Raw genomic sequence first — 19,911 nt, 5'->3', positions numbered from 1 at the left:
ATCGAGGACACATCCCGTCCACCAGCCGTTCGCCGAGGAGTCGTCATGGCAGACAAACAAGCCAAGAACGCCGACACCGGGGCCGCCGTCGCTGTAAACGACCCCGCGAAGGTCCGCAACGTCGTGCTCGTCGGCCCGTCCGGCTCGGGAAAGACGACCCTCACGGAGGCCCTCCTCGCGGCGTCCGGGACCGTGTCGCGCGCGGGCTCGGTGGTCGAGGGGACGACGGTGTGCGACCACGACCCCGCGGCGGTCCGCCAGCAGCGTTCGGTCGGCCTCTCGGTCGCGCCGGTGCTGCACCAGGGCCACAAGATCAACCTGATCGACACGCCCGGGTACGCCGACTTCGTCGGGGAGCTGCGGGCCGGGCTGCGCGCGGCCGACGCCGCGCTGTTCGTCGTCTGCGCCGCCGAAGGCGTCGACGCGGCGACCGTCGCGGTGTGGGAAGAGTGCGCCGCGGTCGGCATGCCGCGCGCGGTCGTCGTCTCCCGGCTCGATCACCACCGGGCCGACGCGATGGCCGAGATCGCCGCCTGCCAGGCCGCGTTCGGCGCCGGCGTCCTGCCGCTGTACCTGCCCGCGGGCGACGGCCTGGTCGGGCTCATCACCCAGCGGTACTTCGACTACTCCGCCGGGCACCCGCCGAAGCTCGGCCAACCCGAACCGGCCGACCTCGAGCGGATGGCCGAAGCCCGCAACGAGCTGATCGAAGGGATCATCGCCGAGAGCGAAGACGAATCCCTGATGGACCGCTACATCGGCGGCGAAGAGATCGCCGAGGAGACCCTCATCGCCGACCTCGAAACCGCCGTCGCGCGCGGGTCGTTCCACCCGGTCATCCCGGTCTGCGCGACCAGCGGGATCGGCCTGGCCGAGGTGCTCGACGGGATCGTCCGGGCGTTCCCCTCCCCGCTCGAACACGAGCCCCCCGACGTCACCACGCCGGACGGCGCGGCGCACGCGGCCATCACCGCCGACCCCGCGGGCCCCCTCGCCGCCGAGGTCGTCCGGACGGCCGTCGACTCCTACGTCGGCCGGGTGTCGCTCGTCCGGGTGTTCTCCGGGACGCTGCGGCCGGAGCGGCCGGTGCACGTGTCCGGCCACGGCCTCGCCGAACGCGGGCACGAGGACCACGACGCCGACGAGCGCGTCGCGCACCTCTACTCCCCGCTCGGCGCGAACCTGCGGGAAGTGCCCTACTGCGTCGCGGGTGACCTCTGCGCGCTGACGAAGGTCGGGTCGGCGGAGACCGGTGACACCGTCTCCTCGCCCGAAGAGCCGTTGCTGATGGAACCGTGGGCGATGCCGGAACCGCTGCTGCCGGTCGCGGTGGTGGCGAAGACCCGCAGCGACGAAGACACGTTGGCGCGCAACCTGTCCCGGCTGGTCGCCGGCGACCCGACGCTGCGGCTGGACCGCAACGCCGAGACCAACCAGCTCGTGCTGTGGTGCATGGGCGAAGCCCACGCGGACGTCGTCCTCTCGCGGCTGCGGGCGGGCGGCGCGGACGTCGACACCGAACCGGTGAAGGTCAGCCTGCGCGCGACCTTCGCCAAACCGGCCAAGGGACACGGGCGGCACGTGAAGCAGTCCGGTGGGCACGGCCAGTTCGCGGTCTGCGACATCGAGGTCGAGCCGCTGCCGCGGGGCGGCGGGTTCCAGTTCGTCGACAAGGTCGTCGGCGGGTCGGTGCCGCACCAGTTCATCCCGAGCGTGGAGAAGGGCGTGCGGGCCCAGCTCCAGCGCGGGCTGGCCGACGGGCACCAGGTCGTCGACGTGAAGGTGACGCTGGTCGACGGCAAGGCGCACAGCGTGGACTCGTCGGACGCGGCGTTCCAGACCGCCGGCGCGCTCGCGTTGCGGGAGGCCGCCGCGAACGGGCACATCACGATGCTGGAGCCCCTGGAGGAGGTGGCGATCCAGCTGCCGGACGAGCACCTCGGCACCGTGCTCGGCGACCTGTCCTCCCGGCGCGGCCGGGTGCTGGGCACCGAAGCCGGCGAAGGCGGGCGGACGGTGATCCGGGCCGAGGTTCCGGCGACGGAGCTGCTGCGGTACCTGATCGACCTGCGCTCGATGAGCTCGGGCACGGCGACGTTCACCCGCCGCCACGCGAGGTTCGAGCCGATGCCGGAAGGAATGGCGGTCCACTGATTGCCATGGGGGGGGCACCCTCATGGCTTTTGAGTCCATGAGGGTGCCCCTCATGGACTTCGCGTCAGAGCGTGAAGTCGAAGCCGCCCGGGCGGTCGTTGCGGTCGGCCAGCAGGCCCGCCAGGGTCGCGATCGCGATCTCCGGCGGCGTCCGCGAGCCGATGTTGAGCCCGACCGGCCGGTGCACCCGGGCGATGTCGGCCTCCGCGACGCCGAGCCCCTGCAGCGCGGACACGTGCGGGCCGGGATGGCGAGGGTTGCCGAGCACCCCGATCCACCGGGGCTCCTGGCCGAGCGCGGCCTTCAGCACCTCGCCGAGCTCGGGCCGGTGGTGGTCGGTGACGACGACGTCCGCCGAGGCGTCGAGCGGCGGCAGCGTGGTGGCCGCCTCGATCCCGTCGGGCCCGTCGGTGGCGCGCGCGGCGTCCGGCTCGAACAGCGCGACGTGGTAGCCGAGGTCCCGCGCGAACTTCAGCAGGTACCGCGAGACCGGCGACGCGAACACCGCGACCAGCGTCCGCACGTCCGGGTCGGCCGGCGCCTTGCCGTGGGCGACGTCGCAGGTTTCACTCATGCCGCCCAGTCTGTCAGCCGCCGGCCTGCTCGCCCACCGTCACGCGGAACTGCCACAGGTCGGTCTTGCCCTTCACGAGCACGAGGTACCCGTCGGTCACGCGGAGCACGAGCCGGCTCTGCGGCGACGACGGCCGCGGCGGCCGGTGCTGCTTGGCCAGCAGGTAGGCGTCGTCGTCCGCGGTCCGGCGGTCCGGGTACGGCGTCGCCTCGGCCACGCCCCAGCCCCGGGTGTCGCCCATGCCGCCCTGCTCTTCGATGACCACCCACCACGTCGAACTCATGCCTCTACGACGCGGCCGGGCTCCCGGAGGTTTCAGATCTCTTCGAGCACGCTCAGCCGGAAGTGGAAGGTCGACGTCCGGCCCTCGACGATCACCAGGTACCCGCCGGGGCCGCGCAGCACCTTCCGCGACTTCGGCGACCACGGGTAGGCCGGCTGGTACTCCCGCGCGAGCCGCAGCGCCTCGGCCTCGGCGGTCGCCTGGTCGGTGCAGGGAAACGTCTCCGACAGCGACCAGCTCCGGCCGTCACCCGTCCCGCGCTGCTCTTCGACGACCACCCACCAGCCCACGCCCTCAGACCTCCGGTTCGGCGAACTCGAAGTACTCCGGCACCGGCGCGGTGCCCGCCAGCCGGAAGTACCGCACCTTCCGCCGCCGCCGCAGGCGCAGCGTGTCGCGGACCGCGTCGTTGTGGACGCGCCGCGCGATCACCACCCGGTGTTCCGCGTCGGTCAGCTCCTCGGCCAGCTCGGCCGGCAGGGCCGCCCGGTCGACCCGGCTCAGCTGCAGCGTCAGCTCGTTTTCCTCGCCCTCTCGGTCGGGCCGCGGTGCCGCTTCGGCGCGCTCGGCCAGCGTCCGCAGGCCCGTGTCGCCCCGCACCACCGCGACCGCGCGGGCCACCACCGCCCGGCGCGCCAAGGCCGCGTCGAGCGCCGCCCAGCCCGCGTCCATCCGGACGTGCAGCCGGTCGAGCCGGTTCGCCGTCGCCACCAGGAAGAGCCCGCCCAGCACGACGACCAGCGCCAGCAGCGGCAGCAGCCAGCCGAGCACGCTCACCGGGCCGGCTCCTTCTCCGGCGCCGCGACGCGCCGCGGGTCGGCGGCCACGGCCGTCTCGTAGACGCGCAGCACCTGCGTCGCCACGACCGACCAGTCGAACATCGTCACCCGCTCCCCCGCCGCCGCGGCCAGCGACACCCGCCGCGCCGGGTCGCCGAGCAGCTCGCGCAGCCCGTCCGCGAGCGCCGCCGGGTCACCGGTTTCGACGAGCATCCCGGCGTGGCCGTCGTCGAGCACCCGCCGGAACGAGTCGAGGCCGCTGGCCAGCACCGGGGTCCCGGCCGCCATCGCCTCGGTGAGGATCATCCCGAAGCTCTCGCCGCCGGTGTTGGGCGCGCAGTAGACGTCGACGCTGCGCAGCGCCTGGGCCTTCACGTCGTCGTCGGCCTGCCCGAGCAGCTCCAGGTGCGGCGCCAGCGCGGGGCCGGCGTCGCGGCGCAGCTGGCCCTCGTCGCCGCGGCCGACCACGACCAGCCGCAGGTCCTCGAACTCCGGCAGGATCCGCCGCAGCGCCTCCAGCAGCACGCCCATACCCTTGCGCGGCTCCCCGAACCGGCCGACGAACCCGACCGTGCCGCCGGCCCGCGGATAGCCAGGCAGCGGCGCCGCCGAGGAGAAGAACTCGACGTCGACGCCGTTGGGGATCTCCACGGCGTCGCCGCCCGCGTGCTCCACCTGCACCCGGCGGGCCAGCGCGGACACCGCGATCCGCGCGGTGATCTTCTCCAGCAGCGGCCGCAGCACCGGCTGGAACGCCGAGAGCGTGCGTGAGCGCGTGGTCGCGGTGTGGAACGTCGCGACGATCGGGCCGTCGGCGATGAGCAGCGCCAGCAGCGAAAGGCTCGGCGCCGCGGGCTCGTGCAGGTGCAGGACGTCGAAGTCGCCGTCGCGGATCCAGCGGCGCACCCGGGCGTAGGACACCGGGCCGAACTGCAGCCGCGCGACCGAGCCGTTGTAGGGGATACCGAGCGCCTTGCCGGCCGGGTGCACGAACGGCGGCAGGTCCGCGTCGTCGTCGGCGGGCGCGAGCACGGACACCTGGTGCCCGCGGGCGAGCAGCGCCTTCGTCAGGTCGATCACGTGCCCCTGGACCCCGCCGGGCACGTCGAAGGAGTAAGGGCAGACGATCCCGACCCGCATCGGACGCGTGGCCACGCCTCAGCTCGCTTCTTCCAGGCTGACCTGGTCGCCGTCGTCCAGGTCGGCCGGCCAGAACTTCTGCACCATGTGCCAGTCGGCCGGGTGCGCGGCGATGTCGCCGGCGAAGATGTCGGCGAGCGCCTGGGTGGCGGCCGGGACCTCGGCGCGCGCGGTGACGCGGATGCGCGGGTGCAGGCGGATCTGCCAGCCGTCCTCGGTGAACCAGCAGCCGGCCGGGATCAGCGCCGCGCCGGTCGTGGCGGCCAGCCGCGCCGGGCCGCCGGGCATCCGCGCGGCCTCCCCGAAGAACTTCACCGGGATCCCGCTGGTGGTCAGGTCGCGGTCGCCGACCAGGCAGACGGCCTTGTTCTCCCGCAACCGCTTCAGCAGCACGCGCATCGCCGAGCTGTCGCCGGTCAGCGGCACGATCTCGAAGCCGAGCGACTCGCGGTACTCGACGAACCGGCGGTAGAGCGACTCGGGCTTCAGGCGTTCGGCGACGGTCGTGAAGCCGCCGAGGTAGTCGGCCAGCCAGACGCCGGCGATGTCCCAGTTCCCGCTGTGCGGCAGCGCCATCACCGCGCCGTTGCCCTCGGCCAGCGCCGCGTCGAGGTTCTCCACGCCGGTGATCGACCCCGCGACCTTGGCGCTGAGCTCCTTGTGGTCCATCGACGGCAGCCGGAACGTCTCGTGCCAGTACCGGGCGTACGAACGCATCGCGCGCCGGGTCAGCTCGTCCAGCTCGACCGGGTCCGCCTGCGGCACGACGCGGGCGAGGTTGGCGCGCAGCTGCCGCACGCCCCCGACATCGCGGCGGACGGCGAGGTCCGCGCCGAGCGAGAACACCGTGCTGCCGAACCCGGTGGGCAGCCAGCCGGCCAGCCGCCACCCGGCCGCGTAGCCGAAGGCGCTCAACCGCTCGGACAGGCCACTCATGCCGGTTGCTCCCCCGCGGCGGCCTCGCGGGCCGCCTTCGCCACGGCGGCGAAGCGCTGCAGCAGGGTGATGACCGACAGCACGGCCAGCAGCCAGAGCGTCACGTCCACGGTGTACGGGATGCCGAAGCCGTGCAGGCCGGTGCCGACCAGGGCGATGATCAGCCGCTCGGCGCGTTCGACGAGCCCGCCGTCCACCGGCAGGCCGGACGCGTCGGCGCGGGCCTTGACGTAGGAGATGACCTGGGCGAGCACCAGGCACAGCAGTGCCGCCGCGGCGGCCGGGTGGTTGTCGTCGACGACGAAGCACCACCAGGCGATGGCGGCGAACAGGGCGCCGTCGACCAGCCTGTCGCAGGTGGCGTCGAGCACCGCGCCGAACGGGGTGCCGTAGCCGCGGGCGCGGGCCATGGCGCCGTCGAGGAGGTCGAGCATGGCGAAGCCCCACACCGTGAAGGTGCCCCAGAGCAGGTAGCCGTTCGGGAAGAAGGCCAGGGCGCAGACGACGGCGCCGGCGGTCCCGAGCACGGTCATCGCGTTCGGGGTCAGCCCGACGCGGACCAGCGCCTGGCCGATCGGATCGGTGACGCGGGAAACGGAGGCACGCGCGAAGATATTGAGCATCGGTTCGTCTGAGACACCTGGCTACGAGGATCGGGTGGGCGATGGCAGCCTATCCACCCGCTCCGGTGAACCCGACGCGCCGCCCCGGCTCAGCCCGATTTCGTGAGTTCGCCCTCGTGCTCCCGCGCCTCTTCGGCGGCCTGCGCGGCGGCGCACTTCGGCGAAAGCCGCTGCCGGATCGCGGCACTGATCTCGCCGAGCGCGGCGATCTGCTCCGGCGTCAGCGGGTCGAAAAGGCTCTCGCGGACGGCCTCGACGTGCCCGGGCGCGGCCGCTTCGAGCGCGGTGAAGCCTTCCTGCGTCAGGACCGCCCAGGCGCCGCGCTTGTCGGTCGGGCAGGCTTCGCGGCGCACCCAGCCGTTGGCCTCCAACCGCGCGACGGCGTGCGAGAGCCGGCTTCGCGACGCCTGACGCGCGTCGGCGAGCTCGCTCATCCGCAACCGGCGGCCTTCGGCCTCGGAAAGCGCGACGAGAACTTCGTAGTACGTGTGCGGCATGCCCGAGTCGTGCTGCAGCTGCCCCTCGAGGTGCGCGCTGAGCATGCGGGTGGCCGCGTTGAACTCACGCCAGACGCGCTGCTCGTCGTCGCTGAGCCATCGGGTTTCGGACATACCCCCATCATACCCTCGGTTGAACACTCAATCAGGCTTTGCCGGTTACGGCATTTGAGTATTTCACCAAGCGTCGGAGAGGAGGTCCCGCGTTTCGCCCAGCAATTGCGGGAGCACCTTCGTCTGGCCGATGATCGGCATGAAGTTCGCGTCGCCACCCCATCGCGGCACCAGGTGCTGGTGCAGGTGCGCCGCGATCCCGGCGCCCGCGATCACGCCCTGGTTCAGGCCGATGTTGAACCCGTGCGCGCCGGACACCGCGCGGATCACCTTCATCGCGTGCTGGGTGAACTCCGCGACCTCGCGCGTCTCTTCCACCGTCAGTTCGGTGTAGTCCGCGACGTGCCGGTACGGCACCACCATCAGGTGCCCGGGGTTGTACGGGTACAGGTTCAGCACCGCGTACACCGTCTCGCCGCGCGCGACGATCAGCCCCGTCTTGTCGTCCAGGGACGGGATGCGGCAGAACGGGCAGCCGGTGTCCTCGTCGCCGTCCGGCTTGTCCTGCCCCTTGATGTAGGCCATCCGGTGCGGGGTCCAGAGGCGCTGGAACGCGTCCTGGACCCCGATGCCCTGCTGCTCGACGAGTTCGGGACCCTCACTCACCGAACGACCGCCTCCAGCGCCTCGGCCGTCGGCGACGCGTTCTCGCGGCGCTCGATCCAGCCGGCGATGGCGTCGACGGCGTCGGCCACCGGCACGCCGTTGATCTGGCCGCCGTCGCGGAAGCGGAACGACACCGCGCCCGCCTCGACGTCCTTCGCGCCGGCGAGCAGCATGAAGGGCACCTTCTGCGTGGTGTGCGTGCGGATCTTCTTCTGCATGCGGTCGTCGCTGGCGTCGACCTCGGCACGGATCCCCTTGGCGCGCAACGCCTTCTCGAGGTCCTGCAGGTGCTCGACCTGGTCGGCGGTGATCGGGATGCCGACCACCTGCACCGGCGCGAGCCACGCCGGGAACGCGCCCGCGTAGTGCTCGGTCAGCACGCCGAAGAACCGCTCGATCGAGCCGAAGAGCGCGCGGTGGATCATCACCGGCGTCTGCCGGGTGCCGTCCGGCGCGGTGTACTCGAGCTCGAACCGCTTGTTCTGGTTGAAGTCCAGCTGGATGGTCGACATCTGCCAGGTGCGGCCGATCGCGTCCTTGGCCTGCACCGAGATCTTGGGGCCGTAGAAGGCCGCGCCGCCCGGATCCGGGACCAGCTCGAGGCCGGAGTCCACGGCGGCCTGCCGCAGCGTCTCGGTGGCCTCCTCCCACTCCCAGTCCTCGCCGATGAACTTCTCGGAGTCGCCGCGGGTGGACAGCTCGAGGTAGAAGTCGGAGAGGCCGTAGTCGGCCAGCAGGTCGAGCACGAACTTGAGCAGCGACCGGAGCTCGCCCGGCATCTGCTCCTTGGTGCAGTAGATGTGCGAGTCGTCCATCGTCAGGCCGCGCACGCGGGTGAGGCCGTGCACGACGCCCGACTTCTCGTAGCGGTACACCGTGCCGAACTCGAACAACCGCAGCGGCAGCTCGCGGTAGGACCGCCCGCGCGAGCGGAAGATCAGGTTGTGCATCGGGCAGTTCATGGCCTTGAGGTAGTAGTTCTCCTCGTCGAACTGCACCGGCGGGAACATCGTGTCCGCGTAGTAGGGCAGGTGGCCGGAGGTGTGGAACAGCTCGCCCTTGCTGATGTGCGGGGTGTTCACGAACTCGTAGCCGGCCTCCTCGTGGCGGCGGCGCGAGTAGTTCTCCAGCTCACGGCGGATGATGCCGCCCTTGGGGTGGAACACGGGCAGGCCGGAGCCGATCTCCTCGGGGAAGGAGAACAGGTCCAGCTCGGCGCCTAGCTTGCGGTGGTCGCGGCGCTCGGCCTCGGCGATGCGCTCGAGGTGGGCGTCCTGCGCCTCGGCCGACTCCCACGCGGTGCCGTAGATCCGCTGCAGCTGCGGGTTCTTCTCGCTCCCCCGCCAGTACGCGGCGGCGACGCGGGTCAGCTTGAACGCGGGGATGAACTTCGTGGTCGGCACGTGCGGACCACGGCAGAGGTCACTCCAGACACGTTCCTTGGTGCGCGGGTCGAGATTGTCGTAAATGGTGAGCTCGCCCTCGCCGATCTCCATCACCTCGGAAGTGTCCACTTCGGACTTGAGGTCGACCAGCTCGAGCTTGAACGGCTCGTCCGCCAGTTCCTTCTTCGCTTCGTCGACGGAGTCGAAAACGCGCCGCGAGAACTGCTGGGCGCCCTTCACGATCTGCTTCATGCGCTTTTCGAGCGCCTGCAGGTCCTCCGGGGTGAACGGAGTGTCGACGGCGAAGTCGTAGTAGAAACCGTCTTTCACCGGCGGGCCGATGCCCAGCTTGGCGTTCGGGAACTGCTGCTGCACGGCCTGGGCGAGCACGTGGGCCGCCGAATGGCGGATGACGCTGCGGCCGTCTTCGGTGTTCGCGGCGACCGGCTCGACCTCCGCGTCGGATTCCGGTGCCCAGGCGAGGTCGCGCAGCTTGCCCTCGGCGTCGCGCACGACGACGACCGTGTCCGGGCCCTTGGTCGGCAGGCCGGCCTCGCGGACCGCCGCGCCCGCCGTAGTACCCGCCGGTACCACCACGCGGGAGGTGGCCACGGGGGAAACGGGGGGCGACTGCGACACGATGGCTCCTCGGACTGGGGTGACGGAGATGACCCCGACGATGCTAGTCGTCGGGCCGGGCGGGCCTCACGCGCGTCCGCGAACACCGGACCGGCCGCCCCCGGGTCCGGGAGCGGCCGGTCCGATCGAGGTCAGAGGGTTTCGACGACCTGGTCGAAGTCCAGCCGCGGCAGGCGGTCGAACCAGGGGTTTTCGCCCGGCTTGCCGACGTTGACGACGACCAGCGAGCGCCACTTCCGGTCCGCGAAGAACTCGTCGTCGACGCCCTGGGCGTCGAAGCCGGTCATCGGGCCGGCGGCCAAGCCGGCGGCGCGGACGCCGATGATGAAGTAGCCGACCTGCAGCAGCGAGTTCAGCTTGGCGAACTCGACGCGGCCCCGCTCGTCGGAGAAGTTGTCCTTGACCCCCGGGTTGTGCGGGAAGACCTGCGGGATGTTTTCGTGGAAGTCGACGTCCGCGGCGAGCACGACGGTCAGCGGGGCGGCTTCGGTCTTGTCCCGGTTGCCCGGCGACATGTGCGGCAGCAGGCGTGCCTTCGCCTCGGCGGTCCGGAGCACCAGCGCCCGCAGCGGCTGGGTGTTCATCGACGTCGGGGCCCACTTGACGAGGTCGTAGATCGCGCGGACCTGCTCCTCGGTCACCGGCTCGGAGCTGAAACTGTTGGCCGTGCGCGCCTCGCGGAACAGGAGGTTCTGGACGTCCGCGGGGACCCGGAGGGCCTCGGTCTGCTCGGCAAAGGTGGTCATGGGGCTGACTTCCTTCCGTTGGTCGGGTATCCCGTGCAACCAGGTTGAGCGTTGAACTATTTCGCGTTCAACCAGTTGTGTGGATCACACACGGAAGGCGCCGGACTACAGGCAGCTCACCGGGGGCACCGACCCGCCCCGGGCCCGAACGCACACGGCCGCCGACCCCCTCGATGGGAGTCGGCGGCCGTCGTGCGCGGTCCGGAGGGGTCAGTAGGCGCCGTGCCCGCCCATCACCGCGCGGAAGGTCTTCCAGAGGATCACCAGGTCCAGGGCCAGCGACCAGTCCTCCACGTAACGCAGGTCGAGCCGGATGCTCTCCGCCCACGTCAGATCGCTGCGCCCGCTCACCTGCCAGAGCCCCGTCAGGCCCGGCTTCACCAGGAGCCGGCGGCGGGCGTCCGGCGCGTACTGCGCCGTCTCCTCCGGCAGCGGCGGCCGCGGCCCGACGAGCGACATCCTCCCGGACACCACGTTGAACAGCTGGGGCACCTCGTCGAGCGAATACCGGCGCAGGAAACCACCCACGCGGGTGATCCGCGGGTCGCGCTTCATCTTGAACAGCGGACCCGCGCCTTCGTTCTCCGACTCCAGTTTCTTCCGGATCTCGTCGGCGTCGGTGACCATCGTGCGGAACTTGAGCATGGTGAACGTCGCGCCGTCGCGGCCGACGCGGCGCTGGCGGTAGATCACCGGGCCGCGGTCGTTGAGCTTGATCGCCAGCGCGATCACCAGCAGCAGCGGGGAAAGCAGCGTGAGCAGGAACGCCGAGCCGGCGCGGTCCACGATCTCCTTGACCACGCGGCGGCCGCCGGTGAACATCGGCGCCGTGACGCGCAGCAGCGGCATCCCCAGCACGCCGGTGACGTTGAGCCGGGGGCCGGCGACCTCCATCAGCACGGGCGCCACGACCATCTCCGCGCCGGTGCCCTCCATGTCCCAGGCCAGCCGCTGCAACCGCTTCGGCGTCCAGTACTGGTCCGCGGTGATCGCCACGACGCGGTAGCCGCCGCGCCGCACGTACCGCGACAGTTCTTCGAGCCTCCCGACCACCGGGACGCCGTCGATCTCGCCGCTGTCGCGGTCGGCGCCGGTCCCGGTGAACGTGCAGGCCGCCTCGACGCGCCAGCCGACGTGCACTTCGGACTTGGTGCGCGCGATCAGGTCGGCGACGGTCTCCGGGCTGCCCGCCGCCATCACCGGCAGCAGGCAGAGTCCCTTGGCGCGCTTGCGGTGCAGCACCTGGCGCAGCAGGTACCGCTGCGGGAACGCGACGAGCGCGATCGCCGGGACGACCACGAACACCCAGACCTGGACCTCGAGCGCGCCGAACAGCAGGCCGCCCAAGGCGACCAGGACGGCCGCGGTGATGAAGCCGCGGCCGAGCGTGCGGTACTCCTCCGCGCCTTCGCCGAGCACTCGCGAGCTCCACGCCCGGCTAACGGGCAGCGAAACGAAGACGGCGAGGATCGTGCCGAAGGCGTGCATGTCGTGCGGGGCAACGCGATCGATGACGAACGCGCTGATCGCGATCACCAGCAGCGTGATGAAGACGTCGCTGCCGATGACCCAGGCTCTGTATCTCGCCTCCCAGGCCGCCGGCAGCGCCTTGGGGGACGGCGTCCCGGCCGGCTTGCCGTCCCGCGGGGCGGGGCGGGGTATGGCCTGGAGGTCGATGTGCGGCGGTGGCTGGCTCACCGTGTACGACGGCCGCACCGACTCTTCCATCTGACCTCCCGGGACCAGGGATAGGGCTGGGTCCGCAAGCACGCTGCGTCACCGGAAGTGATTTCGTACAGTCACCACGGATCGGATCTCGCGCTGTGCCCGCGGAGGGCTTCACACGGCAAGGTATCGGCGACTCTCTCAGCATCGTTACAAGGATTTCCAGCCACATGCAGTGCGTCTTTTCCGCCAGAAAGTGGCCGCAACATAACAAGATGATGACGATGCGTAATAGGGAGTATCCCCGCAAAAACTACGGAATGTAGCCAATGGCGCGGTACCCGCACCCGGGTGGACCCACACTGTGCCGAACGGCCGAACCGGGCCCGGAGATCTACTGTGGACACTGTCGGGCACCGGTGGTCCACTGTGGACCAGGACGGGCCGCGGGCGCCGCCTCGCGGGCGTCCGATGATCAGTCCGTGACATTCGTCGTCGAATAGTCACACACGCGGGTTTCCGTCACAAGTTCCCCGCCTCGGCCGCACCGCGGAAACCGACGATCACACGCACACCTCTCGAGGGGTCGGTTCGACAGAAGACCGCCGCAACGACAGGCTCCAGAGGCAGGTCCCGCAACCCACGAACAACAGCGGGAACAGCTCTGTCAGCAAGTACGGAAGATCCGAACGGATCGTTCACTCCACTTAGGCCGTGGCCAACATCACAACCCGCGCACACGCGGGGGGTCCGGGGGCGTGCCCCCGACGGGGGCGTGGGGGCTCGGCCCCCACAGGACACAACGAGAAGAGCCCTGTCTGCGCATTCCGCAGACAGGGCTCTTCCAGCGAATCTCGTGGGCGATACTGGGATCGAACCAGTGACCTCTTCGGTGTGAACGAAGCGCTCTCCCCCTGAGCTAATCGCCCGCTCGCGGTGGTACCGAAACTCTAGCGTACAACTTCCGGGCGCCTGCAAATGGGTGGTCCTGTCCGACCACACTCCGCTTACCGGCGAGTACGGAACGAACAACCCCGAGCTAGCCGGGGTCGCGGCAGATGGGGGCCGCCCGAGGGCACGTTCGACACCCGTGCGACGGTGCTATCGCCCGGCGACTCAACCGCGCAATATGGAGGAGTGGGCCGACACGGGGCGCGCCGGTCGATCGCGCGCCGTGGGGTATCACACGGGCGCAGACGGGGGCTCATGGGCCCGTACGGGTGATATGCGGCGCACCTGCGACGGAATCGGCCTCCCGATGCGTCCCAGTGGTGACGCCCTCGGCCAGGCCGGGCCGGGAAGGGAGACGAAGGGTAGGACGATGCGCAACGATCACGTGACGCTCCGCTCGACGGCGGTCTTCGACCTGCTGGCGCCGCGGACGCCCGCGGTTCCGGTCAAGGTGGAGCTGCGCTACGACACACGCGACCCGTATGCGGTCGTCGCCGCTTTCCGCACCGGCCGCGCCGGCTGGGTCGAGTGGGTTTACGCGCGCGACCTCCTCGCGGACGGCCTCCTGGCCGACGCGGGTGACGGGGACGTCCGGATCCGCCCCTCGGTCGAGGACCCCGAGTCCGTGCTGATCGAGCTGAACTCGCCGTCCGGGCACGCCATGTTCGAGGCGTCCGCCCAGGAGCTGGCCGACTTCCTCGACCGGACCTACGACGTGGTGCTCCCGGGCAACGAACACCTGTGGGTCGACGTCGACGACGCGCTCACCCACCTGATCCCCCACGATCTGGCCTGATGACGGGCTTGCAACGGCGGAGTGACACCCCGGTGTCGCCGCCGTTTTCGCGGTCCGATATGGTTTTCCCACACCACGGCGACGGGGGTTCAAGCCCCCGGACCTGCTCGTCAGGAAGTGGTGCAGTGCGGATGTAGCGCAGCTGGTAGCGCATCACCTTGCCAAGGTGAGGGTCGCGGGTTCGAATCCCGTCATCCGCTCGGTAGGCTCTCGAGGCCTGACACGGTGGAGTGGCCGAGAGGCGAGGCAACGGCCTGCAAAGCCGTGTACACGGGTTCGAATCCCGTCTCCACCTCGCGCGATTAGCTCAGCGGGAGAGCGCTTCCCTGACACGGAAGAGGTCACTGGTTCAATCCCAGTATCGCGCACCACATGTTTTCGCAGGTCAGAAGCCCTGTTCCTCCTCCGGAGGGGCAGGGCTTCAGTCGTCAGATGGCGATGGCCCCGGCGCCGGTATGGTCCGCCTGGACCGCAGGTGCGGGAACCAGGACACCAGCTTCGCCGCTCCCCCGGATACAGGGCGGCCAGCGATCGCAGCGAGGCTCGGAGTCCGCGGTGCGACGGCCGCGAGCCACTCCTCAGCGAAGTCCGCAAACCGGGTCTCGCCGTCGCGTGGGTCCAGCCACAGATTCCCGCTCCAAGCCCCAATCCCTTCGCGCCTTCTCAGTGGGGAACCCTGACTTTGCTCCCCCACATCCCATCGGGACGTTTGTAGCGGGCCCGCCACTCGCCGGTCCCGGGATCTTCCTGGCCGTAAGCCATCCTTCACTCCTCTTCTTCTCCGTCACTCCGCCCGCCTCACGCGGCGCGGAAATCCTGCGCAACGTCCTGAACGGACACCCGCCGCCGCGGCGGCTTCACCGGCGCGGCGCTGAGCCGCACGATCTCGGCCACATCGGCACGGGTGAACCGGTAGTGCTTCCCGAACCGGTGATGCGGCACCACCCCGCGGCGGCCTGGTCCTTCACCGTCCTCGGCGACAGCTGCACGAGTACACGACAGCTCACGACATCCGCTCGTGGGCTCGGGATCACGGATACGACGTAAGCAACCGAGGACGGATCCCAGCATCAGTCGTCGATGCGCACAAGGCGTCTCGCGACAAGGATCCGGCAAAGACCACTCGGAAACCTCGACGCCTCCTTCGATCGGACCCAGCGCCACGTCGCACGCATAGCACGGCCGATCGCGCTGAGCGCCTACAGCAACCTGACGCCGGCGACCCCGAGGAGGATCGCCAGCAAGATGCCGTACTTGCGGCGGCTCACGGCACATCAGCCCCTTCGGCAGCGCGGATCGTGGCGTCGGCGTCCGCCTGGACGAGGAAGCCGTCGCGGACGTTCTGGGTCGTGATCCGGCGGACCGCGCGGACGTACTGCGCATGGGTCGGGTAGAGCTCACGCAAGGTGGTGCCGTCGAACGGGATCCAGGTGCCACCCTGCGCGCAAGCGCTGTCTCGGTCGGGCGTGAGGCCGGTGTTCCAGCCCGTGTTGCGTTCGGTCGGCGCGGCGACCGCGGCGAGCCGGATGCCGCCCTTGATGATCTGGTAGGCATCCCGGTTGGCCGTGGCCGGCCTGGTCGAGGTGTCGGTCACCTCGATCCGTGGGGCGGCGGGTGGCCGGGTACCGCGGGCGACCCAGCGGACGATGTGGTCGAACATCGCGTCGAGCACGTACTCGTAGGGCACGTTGCTGCGGGCCGGCGCCACGCAGGGCGCGGTCGGTCCGGCCGGCAGGCCCGACACCCCCGCGTCGCGGAGCCGGATCGGGTTGTTCACCAGGTAGGCGTGCCGGTCGGAGTGGGACGCGCCCGCGATCTCCCAGTGGACGAACCGGTCGGTGTCGGGCTGGCGACGAGCGGCTTGGCCGGCGAGCACGTCGTACTCGCTGGCCGTCTTGAACACCTTGGTGGTCAAGTCGGTCCGCACCGGTACGCCGCCGTCGACGATCGCGATGGCGTCGTACACCGGTGCGATCGGGTGGACGGAGTTCGCGTACGTGGTCAGCCGGGACGCGGACTGTGACTGGCCGGTCGCGATCAACGTCCGTACGTCGAGTCCCGGCAACGGGTTCGCGCCGCGTGGATGTCGCAGGGCTTGTGCGGCCTGGCTGAACACGTCGTAGGACAGCGCGTCGTCGGTGACCGTGCCGCCGTCGGTCAGGTCCAGTGAACCGTACCGGTTGGGGCTCCACGCTTTGAGCCCGCTTGGGGAGTGCACGCCCGCGCCCTGGGCACTGACGCCGACCCAGACGTAGCCGGCTTCCAGCAGGTGCCGGAATGAGCGGCTCCACACGACCTCGTAGTCGAACGAGTTGGTCACGTTGTCCCACTCGACGACGGCGGTGCCGTTGAACTTCTTCGATGAGATCGGGCGCCGGACCACGATTCTCGTCCGGTACTTGTGCCCACCGTCGATGACCGTACCGGTGCCGGCGTCCGGGGTCGTGTAGCGGTTGGCGATGCCTTCGATGAAGTACTCCTCTTCGACATATCCGTACGCCCGGAGATTCTGGTCGGTGGCGAAGAACGGGTAGTCGTGGGAGGGGTCGCCGGGTGGTGCCTTCGCCGGGATCGGGCCGGCGACCACCGGCGACGGCACGGCCGCCGGGCCGGCCGGCGGGCTCGCCGGCGCCGATCCGGTGGCCGCGGCCGGACCGGTCACCATGCCGGCCAGAAGAGCCGCGGCGACAAGGAGAACGCGCATCTCAATACACCTCGATCTTGCCGGTGGACCGGGGGCCGGACGGGTCGTTGAAGAAGTACTCACCCCGGGTGCTGAACGTGTGGGTGGCGGACTCTCGGGGTGCCGGCCGCGCGTTCACCGCGGTGGCCGCCACGCCCTTCATCAGGTCTCGTCGTTGAATCTTGGTCATCCGTCACCTCGGGGGTCGGCGACCGAACGGGGACCTGCCCACGGCGGGGGAAACGCCGCCGAGCAGCAGCTTCCGGAAGTACGCAGTGCCGGCGAACGACCTGGCGGTGCCGGGTGCCCTTCCTGCCCCATCGTCGGTGACCACCCCGCGCGCCGGGAGATCCTTTGTGGACACGTCACGCCGGCCCCCGTCCGCACGGCGGAAGTCGCTGCCACGTCGGTGATGGCAGCGACGATCGACTTCCGGTCGGCGGACAGGGCTCCGCCTCTCTCGACTCGACAGAGGTCCGCCAGGTGGACCAAGTGAACCGTCGCACGGGACGAACAATAGGACGAAGTTCAATACGGGCGCAATACACCCGATGGCCTCAGTGTGCCGGGAGGTAGTCCAGGCGGACGTCGGCAAGCCTCGTCCGGCGGCGCCGCCGGGACACGGGGCCGGGGTGGCGAGACCGCCAGACCTCCTTGTCCGCAACGGAAGAAGCGCTTGCTGCCGCGACACCCTTCCCTATCCGGACACCAGAGGCGTATAAGTAACTACCCAGTACGTTCACGGGCAAGGAGGCCGCGTGGCAGCTCGAGACGGCCGTTTCCTCGTCGGGCTCATCGGTTCGAGTATCGGCACCTCGCTGAGCCCGGCACTGCACGAGCGTGAAGCCGGGAAGTTCGGGCTGGCCTACCAGTACCGCCTACTGGACCAGAACGAACTCGAAGTTCCGGTCGGTGAGGTCGTGGCCGCGGCTCGGCTGGCCGGGTTCGACGGGCTCAACATCACGCACCCGGTCAGGCAGCTCGTGCCGGCCCACCTCGATGCTCTCTCCCCCGACGCGGCGGCGCCGGCCGCGGTCAACACCGTTGTGTTCACCGGCCAGGAAGCCATCGGGCACAACACGGACCTGCCCGGCTTCGCCCGTGGTCTCACGGCCGGCCTGCCGGACGCGGCCGGCCGACGGCGGAACCGTTGATCGCGCTCGCCGACGCGACACGTGCCGCGGACGGGCTGGTTCACGCGACTCCCACCGGCATGGAAGGACAACCCGGCCTGCCGCTGCCCGCGGACCTGCTCCACCCGAAGCTTGGGGTCGCCGATGTGGTCTACCGGCCGCTGGACACCGAGTTGCTGATCGCGGCCCGGGCGCATGGCTGCCGGGTGCTCGGCGGCGGCCGGATGGCGGTGTTCCAGGCAGCCGGCTCCTTCCGCCTGTTCACCGGTCTCGAGCCGGATGTCGAGCGGATGCTGCGTCACTTCGACTCCCTCACCGCGCAAGGAAGGGTGGCTGCCCATGCTCACCGTTGAGCGCCGCGGCGCAACCTCGTCTCCCGAATCCGGCACTGCCGACACCGCCGGCTCGCGACGCCGCCTCGGCATCGCGACGGCCTGCCTGTCCGGCACCCTCGACGACAAGCTGTCCGCCGCCGCGGCAGCCGGCTTCCAGAGCATCGAAGTCTTCGAACAAGACCTCGTGGCGTCCTCGTGGTCACCGAGGCGGGTACGCCAGGAATGCGCCCGGCTCGGCCTGTCGATCGACCTGTACCAGCCGTTCCACGACTTCGAGGCCGTCCCGCCGGACGTGCTCGCCACCAGTCTCCGCCGCGCCGAGCGAAAGTTCGACGTGCTGGAGCAACTGGGCACGGACACCTTGCTGGTCTGCTCGTCGACGTCACCGGACGCGGTGGACGACGACGACCTCGCCGCCGAACAGCTGCACCTGCTCGCCGACCGGGCCGCGGCCCGCGGGCTGCGGATCGCCTACGAGGCCCTGGCTTGGGGCCGGTTCGTCAACACCTACCAGCACGCCTGGCGGATCGTGCGCCGCGCCGACCACCCCGCGCTGGGTCTATGCCTGGACAGCTTCCACGTGCTCTCTCGCGGCGACGATCCCGCGGGAATCCGCGTCGTGCCCGCGGAGAAGATCTTCCACCTTCAACTCGCGGACGCCCCGCACCTCGTCATGGACGTGCGGGAGTGGAGCCGGCATCACCGGTCGTTCCCCGGGCAGGGTTCGTTCGACCTCGCCGGTTTCGCCGGCCGCGTGCTCGCGACCGGCTACGCGGGCTCACTGTCGCTCGAGGTGTTCAACGACGTCTACCGCCAGACCGACCCGTGGCACGCGGCCGTCGACGCGATGCGCTCGCTGCTCGCCATGCAGGAGTCCGTCGTGATGAGCGGCCTTCCGCCGACGTCCCTGCTCGGTGGGCACGTGTTCACCGAACTCACCGTGGACGAGGTATCGGGCCCGGCGATGGCGCACACGCTGACGAGGCTCGGGTTCACCCACACCGGGCAGCACCGCTCCAAGCCCGTCCAACTCTGGCAGCAGGGCGAAGCCAGGATCCTGCTGAATCAGGGGTCACAACGGACGGTCGCCCCGGGGACGGCCATGATTTCCGCACTGGCACTGGAAAGCAGCGACCCGGCCGGGTCCGCCCGGCGCGCCGAACGCCTCCTGGCGCCCGTGCTGCCCCGTGCCCGCCGACCCGAGGAGGCGGACCTGTCGTCGGTGGCCGCACCCGACGGCATGGAGATCTTCTTCTGCCGCAACGATGGCTGGCCGGACGACTTCGTCCCCACCGGCAACGCGGTCCCCTCGGCTCTGCTGACGGGTACCGACCACGTGTCACTCACCGAGTCGGTCGACGACTTCGACCAGAGCTCGCTGTTCTACCGATCGGTGCTCGGCCTCCAACCGGACCGCACCGTCGAGCTGACCGCGCCGTTCGGACTGATCCGTAGCCGGGCAGCGAGCGATCCGGCCCACCACGTCCGGATCACCCTCAACACCGCACCACTGCGCCGGGGCGACTGGGCACCCGCGGTGCCCAACCCCCAGCACGTCGCGTTCACCACCCACGACATCTTCGCCGCCGCGAAGGCCGCCCGCGGACGCGTGCTGCACATCCCGGACAATTACTACGACGACCTCGACGCCCGTCTCGCCCTGCCGGCCGACCTGCTCGCCGCACTGCGCGCGCAGTCCGTCCTCTACGACCGCGACGAGCAGGGCGAGTACCTCCACTTCTACACCGAGATCGTCGGCTCACGAGTGTTCTTCGAAGTGGTGCAACGCGTCGACGAATACGCCGGGTACGGCGCGGCCAACACCCCCGTGCGCATGGCCGCGCACCGCCGCAGCCGGCTGAGCGCTCTCCG

General features: G+C 70.4%; 18 protein-coding genes, 4 tRNA genes and 2 pseudogenes. 9 read left to right on the top strand and 15 right to left on the bottom strand.

Going from position 1 to position 19,911, the window contains the following annotated elements; translation table 11 throughout:
- Positions 1-45: 45 nt before the first annotated feature.
- Positions 46-2,154 carry an elongation factor G-like protein EF-G2 gene (locus AB0N03_RS29690; RefSeq protein ID WP_364378179.1) on the top strand — a complete coding sequence of 703 codons (2,109 nt, stop codon included), beginning with the start codon at positions 46-48 and terminating at the stop codon, positions 2,152-2,154.
- A 64-nt stretch (positions 2,155-2,218) separates the two neighbouring features.
- Here AB0N03_RS29690 and AB0N03_RS29685 read toward each other — a convergent pair whose 3' ends face one another.
- The 13 genes from AB0N03_RS29685 to AB0N03_RS29625 all read right to left on the bottom strand — a co-directional run bounded on the left by AB0N03_RS29685 (position 2,219) and on the right by AB0N03_RS29625 (position 13,070).
- Positions 2,219-2,728, bottom strand: coding sequence for an XdhC family protein (locus AB0N03_RS29685; RefSeq protein WP_364378177.1), 510 nt, complete (start codon positions 2,726-2,728; stop codon positions 2,219-2,221).
- A 13-nt stretch (positions 2,729-2,741) separates the two neighbouring features.
- Entirely contained in the window at positions 2,742-3,011 is a 270-nt protein-coding gene (locus AB0N03_RS29680) for a hypothetical protein (RefSeq protein ID WP_364378175.1), read from the bottom strand.
- A 32-nt stretch (positions 3,012-3,043) separates the two neighbouring features.
- Entirely contained in the window at positions 3,044-3,301 is a 258-nt protein-coding gene (locus AB0N03_RS29675) for a hypothetical protein (RefSeq protein WP_364378173.1), read from the bottom strand.
- Positions 3,302-3,305: 4 nt separating this feature from the next.
- Positions 3,306-3,788 (bottom strand): NUDIX hydrolase, encoded by a 483-nt coding sequence (locus tag AB0N03_RS29670; protein ID WP_364378171.1) that lies wholly within the window; start codon positions 3,786-3,788, stop codon positions 3,306-3,308.
- Positions 3,785-4,930, bottom strand: a complete 1,146-nt coding sequence (locus AB0N03_RS29665; protein ID WP_364378241.1) for a glycosyltransferase family 4 protein — start codon at positions 4,928-4,930, stop codon at positions 3,785-3,787. The genes AB0N03_RS29670 and AB0N03_RS29665 overlap by 4 nt, the downstream gene beginning before the upstream one ends.
- A gap of 18 nt (positions 4,931-4,948) precedes the next feature.
- The gene (locus AB0N03_RS29660) at positions 4,949-5,866 is read right to left on the bottom strand and encodes a phosphatidylinositol mannoside acyltransferase (RefSeq protein WP_364378170.1); all 918 of its coding nucleotides are present in this window, start codon (positions 5,864-5,866) and stop codon (positions 4,949-4,951) included.
- Positions 5,863-6,489 (bottom strand): phosphatidylinositol phosphate synthase, encoded by a 627-nt coding sequence (gene pgsA / locus AB0N03_RS29655; protein WP_364378168.1) that lies wholly within the window; start codon positions 6,487-6,489, stop codon positions 5,863-5,865. The genes AB0N03_RS29660 and pgsA overlap by 4 nt, the downstream gene beginning before the upstream one ends.
- Before the next feature lie 89 nt (positions 6,490-6,578).
- On the bottom strand, positions 6,579-7,100 hold the full coding sequence (locus AB0N03_RS29650) for a MarR family transcriptional regulator (protein WP_364378166.1): 522 nt from the start codon (positions 7,098-7,100) through the stop codon (positions 6,579-6,581).
- A 63-nt stretch (positions 7,101-7,163) separates the two neighbouring features.
- On the bottom strand, positions 7,164-7,706 hold the full coding sequence (locus tag AB0N03_RS29645; RefSeq protein WP_364378164.1) for an HIT domain-containing protein: 543 nt from the start codon (positions 7,704-7,706) through the stop codon (positions 7,164-7,166).
- Positions 7,703-9,730 carry a threonine--tRNA ligase gene (gene thrS / locus AB0N03_RS29640; RefSeq protein ID WP_364378162.1) on the bottom strand — a complete coding sequence of 676 codons (2,028 nt, stop codon included), beginning with the start codon at positions 9,728-9,730 and terminating at the stop codon, positions 7,703-7,705. Before thrS ends, AB0N03_RS29645 begins: the two co-directional genes overlap by 4 nt.
- Positions 9,731-9,861: 131 nt before the next feature.
- Positions 9,862-10,476 (bottom strand): malonic semialdehyde reductase, encoded by a 615-nt coding sequence (locus AB0N03_RS29635; protein ID WP_364378160.1) that lies wholly within the window; start codon positions 10,474-10,476, stop codon positions 9,862-9,864.
- A 210-nt stretch (positions 10,477-10,686) separates the two neighbouring features.
- Positions 10,687-12,204: a sugar transferase gene (locus AB0N03_RS29630; RefSeq protein ID WP_364378158.1), complete on the bottom strand. Its 1,518-nt coding sequence runs from the start codon at positions 12,202-12,204 to the stop codon at positions 10,687-10,689.
- 794 nt (positions 12,205-12,998) lie between these two features.
- Positions 12,999-13,070: transfer RNA gene (locus tag AB0N03_RS29625), tRNA-Val, on the bottom strand.
- A gap of 392 nt (positions 13,071-13,462) precedes the next feature.
- On the opposite strand from AB0N03_RS29625, the gene AB0N03_RS29620 reads away from it, so the two are divergent.
- The 5 genes and pseudogenes from AB0N03_RS29620 to AB0N03_RS29600 form a co-directional block, all read left to right on the top strand.
- Entirely contained in the window at positions 13,463-13,888 is a 426-nt protein-coding gene (locus AB0N03_RS29620; protein ID WP_033293569.1) for an SsgA family sporulation/cell division regulator, read from the top strand.
- Between the two features lie 127 nt (positions 13,889-14,015).
- A tRNA-Gly gene (locus tag AB0N03_RS29615) sits at positions 14,016-14,088 on the top strand.
- A 24-nt stretch (positions 14,089-14,112) separates the two neighbouring features.
- Positions 14,113-14,183, top strand: a tRNA-Cys gene (locus tag AB0N03_RS29610).
- Position 14,184: 1 nt separating this feature from the next.
- Positions 14,185-14,259, top strand: a tRNA-Val gene (locus AB0N03_RS29605).
- A gap of 585 nt (positions 14,260-14,844) precedes the next feature.
- A pseudogene (locus tag AB0N03_RS29600) lies at positions 14,845-14,925 on the top strand (hypothetical protein); the annotation flags it as partial.
- 227 nt (positions 14,926-15,152) lie between these two features.
- On the opposite strand, the gene AB0N03_RS29595 reads toward AB0N03_RS29600, so the two are convergent.
- Complete coding sequence (locus AB0N03_RS29595; RefSeq protein ID WP_364378156.1) at positions 15,153-16,592, bottom strand: alpha/beta hydrolase domain-containing protein; 1,440 nt, start codon at positions 16,590-16,592, stop codon at positions 15,153-15,155.
- A gap of 1 nt (position 16,593) precedes the next feature.
- Positions 16,594-16,761: a hypothetical protein gene (locus AB0N03_RS29590; RefSeq protein WP_364378154.1), complete on the bottom strand. Its 168-nt coding sequence runs from the start codon at positions 16,759-16,761 to the stop codon at positions 16,594-16,596.
- Positions 16,762-17,329: 568 nt separating this feature from the next.
- Here AB0N03_RS29590 and AB0N03_RS29585 point away from each other — a divergent pair.
- The 3 genes and pseudogenes from AB0N03_RS29585 to AB0N03_RS29575 all read left to right on the top strand — a co-directional run.
- Entirely contained in the window at positions 17,330-17,725 is a 396-nt protein-coding gene (locus AB0N03_RS29585) for a hypothetical protein (protein ID WP_364378152.1), read from the top strand.
- Entirely contained in the window at positions 17,722-18,057 is a 336-nt protein-coding gene (locus AB0N03_RS29580) for a hypothetical protein (protein ID WP_364378150.1), read from the top strand. The genes AB0N03_RS29585 and AB0N03_RS29580 overlap by 4 nt, the downstream gene beginning before the upstream one ends.
- A 70-nt stretch (positions 18,058-18,127) precedes the next feature.
- Positions 18,128-19,903, top strand: a pseudogene (locus AB0N03_RS29575) (TIM barrel protein); the annotation flags it as partial.
- Between the last annotated feature and the right edge of the window lie 8 nt (positions 19,904-19,911).

Source organism: Amycolatopsis sp. NPDC051061 (assembly GCF_040682935.1).
GTDB lineage: Bacteria > Actinomycetota > Actinomycetes > Mycobacteriales > Pseudonocardiaceae > Amycolatopsis.
Note: the sequence above shows the minus strand (reverse complement) of the source record. Positions and strands in the feature narration are given on the sequence as shown.

What these genes read in the sequence shown, in the direction of transcription:
- AB0N03_RS29690 (WP_364378179.1), top strand. Translation starts at nt 46, where the DNA reads ATGGCAGACAAACAAGCCAAGAACGCCGACACCGGGGCCGCCGTCGCT.
- AB0N03_RS29685 (WP_364378177.1), bottom strand. Translation starts at nt 2,728, where the DNA reads ATGAGTGAAACCTGCGACGTCGCCCACGGCAAGGCGCCGGCCGACCCG.
- AB0N03_RS29680 (WP_364378175.1), bottom strand. Translation starts at nt 3,011, where the DNA reads ATGAGTTCGACGTGGTGGGTGGTCATCGAAGAGCAGGGCGGCATGGGC.
- AB0N03_RS29665 (WP_364378241.1), bottom strand. Translation starts at nt 4,930, where the DNA reads ATGCGGGTCGGGATCGTCTGCCCTTACTCCTTCGACGTGCCCGGCGGG.
- AB0N03_RS29660 (WP_364378170.1), bottom strand. Translation starts at nt 5,866, where the DNA reads ATGAGTGGCCTGTCCGAGCGGTTGAGCGCCTTCGGCTACGCGGCCGGG.
- pgsA (WP_364378168.1), bottom strand. Translation starts at nt 6,489, where the DNA reads ATGCTCAATATCTTCGCGCGTGCCTCCGTTTCCCGCGTCACCGATCCG.
- AB0N03_RS29650 (WP_364378166.1), bottom strand. Translation starts at nt 7,100, where the DNA reads ATGTCCGAAACCCGATGGCTCAGCGACGACGAGCAGCGCGTCTGGCGT.
- AB0N03_RS29635 (WP_364378160.1), bottom strand. Translation starts at nt 10,476, where the DNA reads ATGACCACCTTTGCCGAGCAGACCGAGGCCCTCCGGGTCCCCGCGGAC.
- AB0N03_RS29630 (WP_364378158.1), bottom strand. Translation starts at nt 12,204, where the DNA reads ATGGAAGAGTCGGTGCGGCCGTCGTACACGGTGAGCCAGCCACCGCCG.
- AB0N03_RS29620 (WP_033293569.1), top strand. Translation starts at nt 13,463, where the DNA reads ATGCGCAACGATCACGTGACGCTCCGCTCGACGGCGGTCTTCGACCTG.
- AB0N03_RS29595 (WP_364378156.1), bottom strand. Translation starts at nt 16,592, where the DNA reads ATGCGCGTTCTCCTTGTCGCCGCGGCTCTTCTGGCCGGCATGGTGACC.
- AB0N03_RS29590 (WP_364378154.1), bottom strand. Translation starts at nt 16,761, where the DNA reads ATGACCAAGATTCAACGACGAGACCTGATGAAGGGCGTGGCGGCCACC.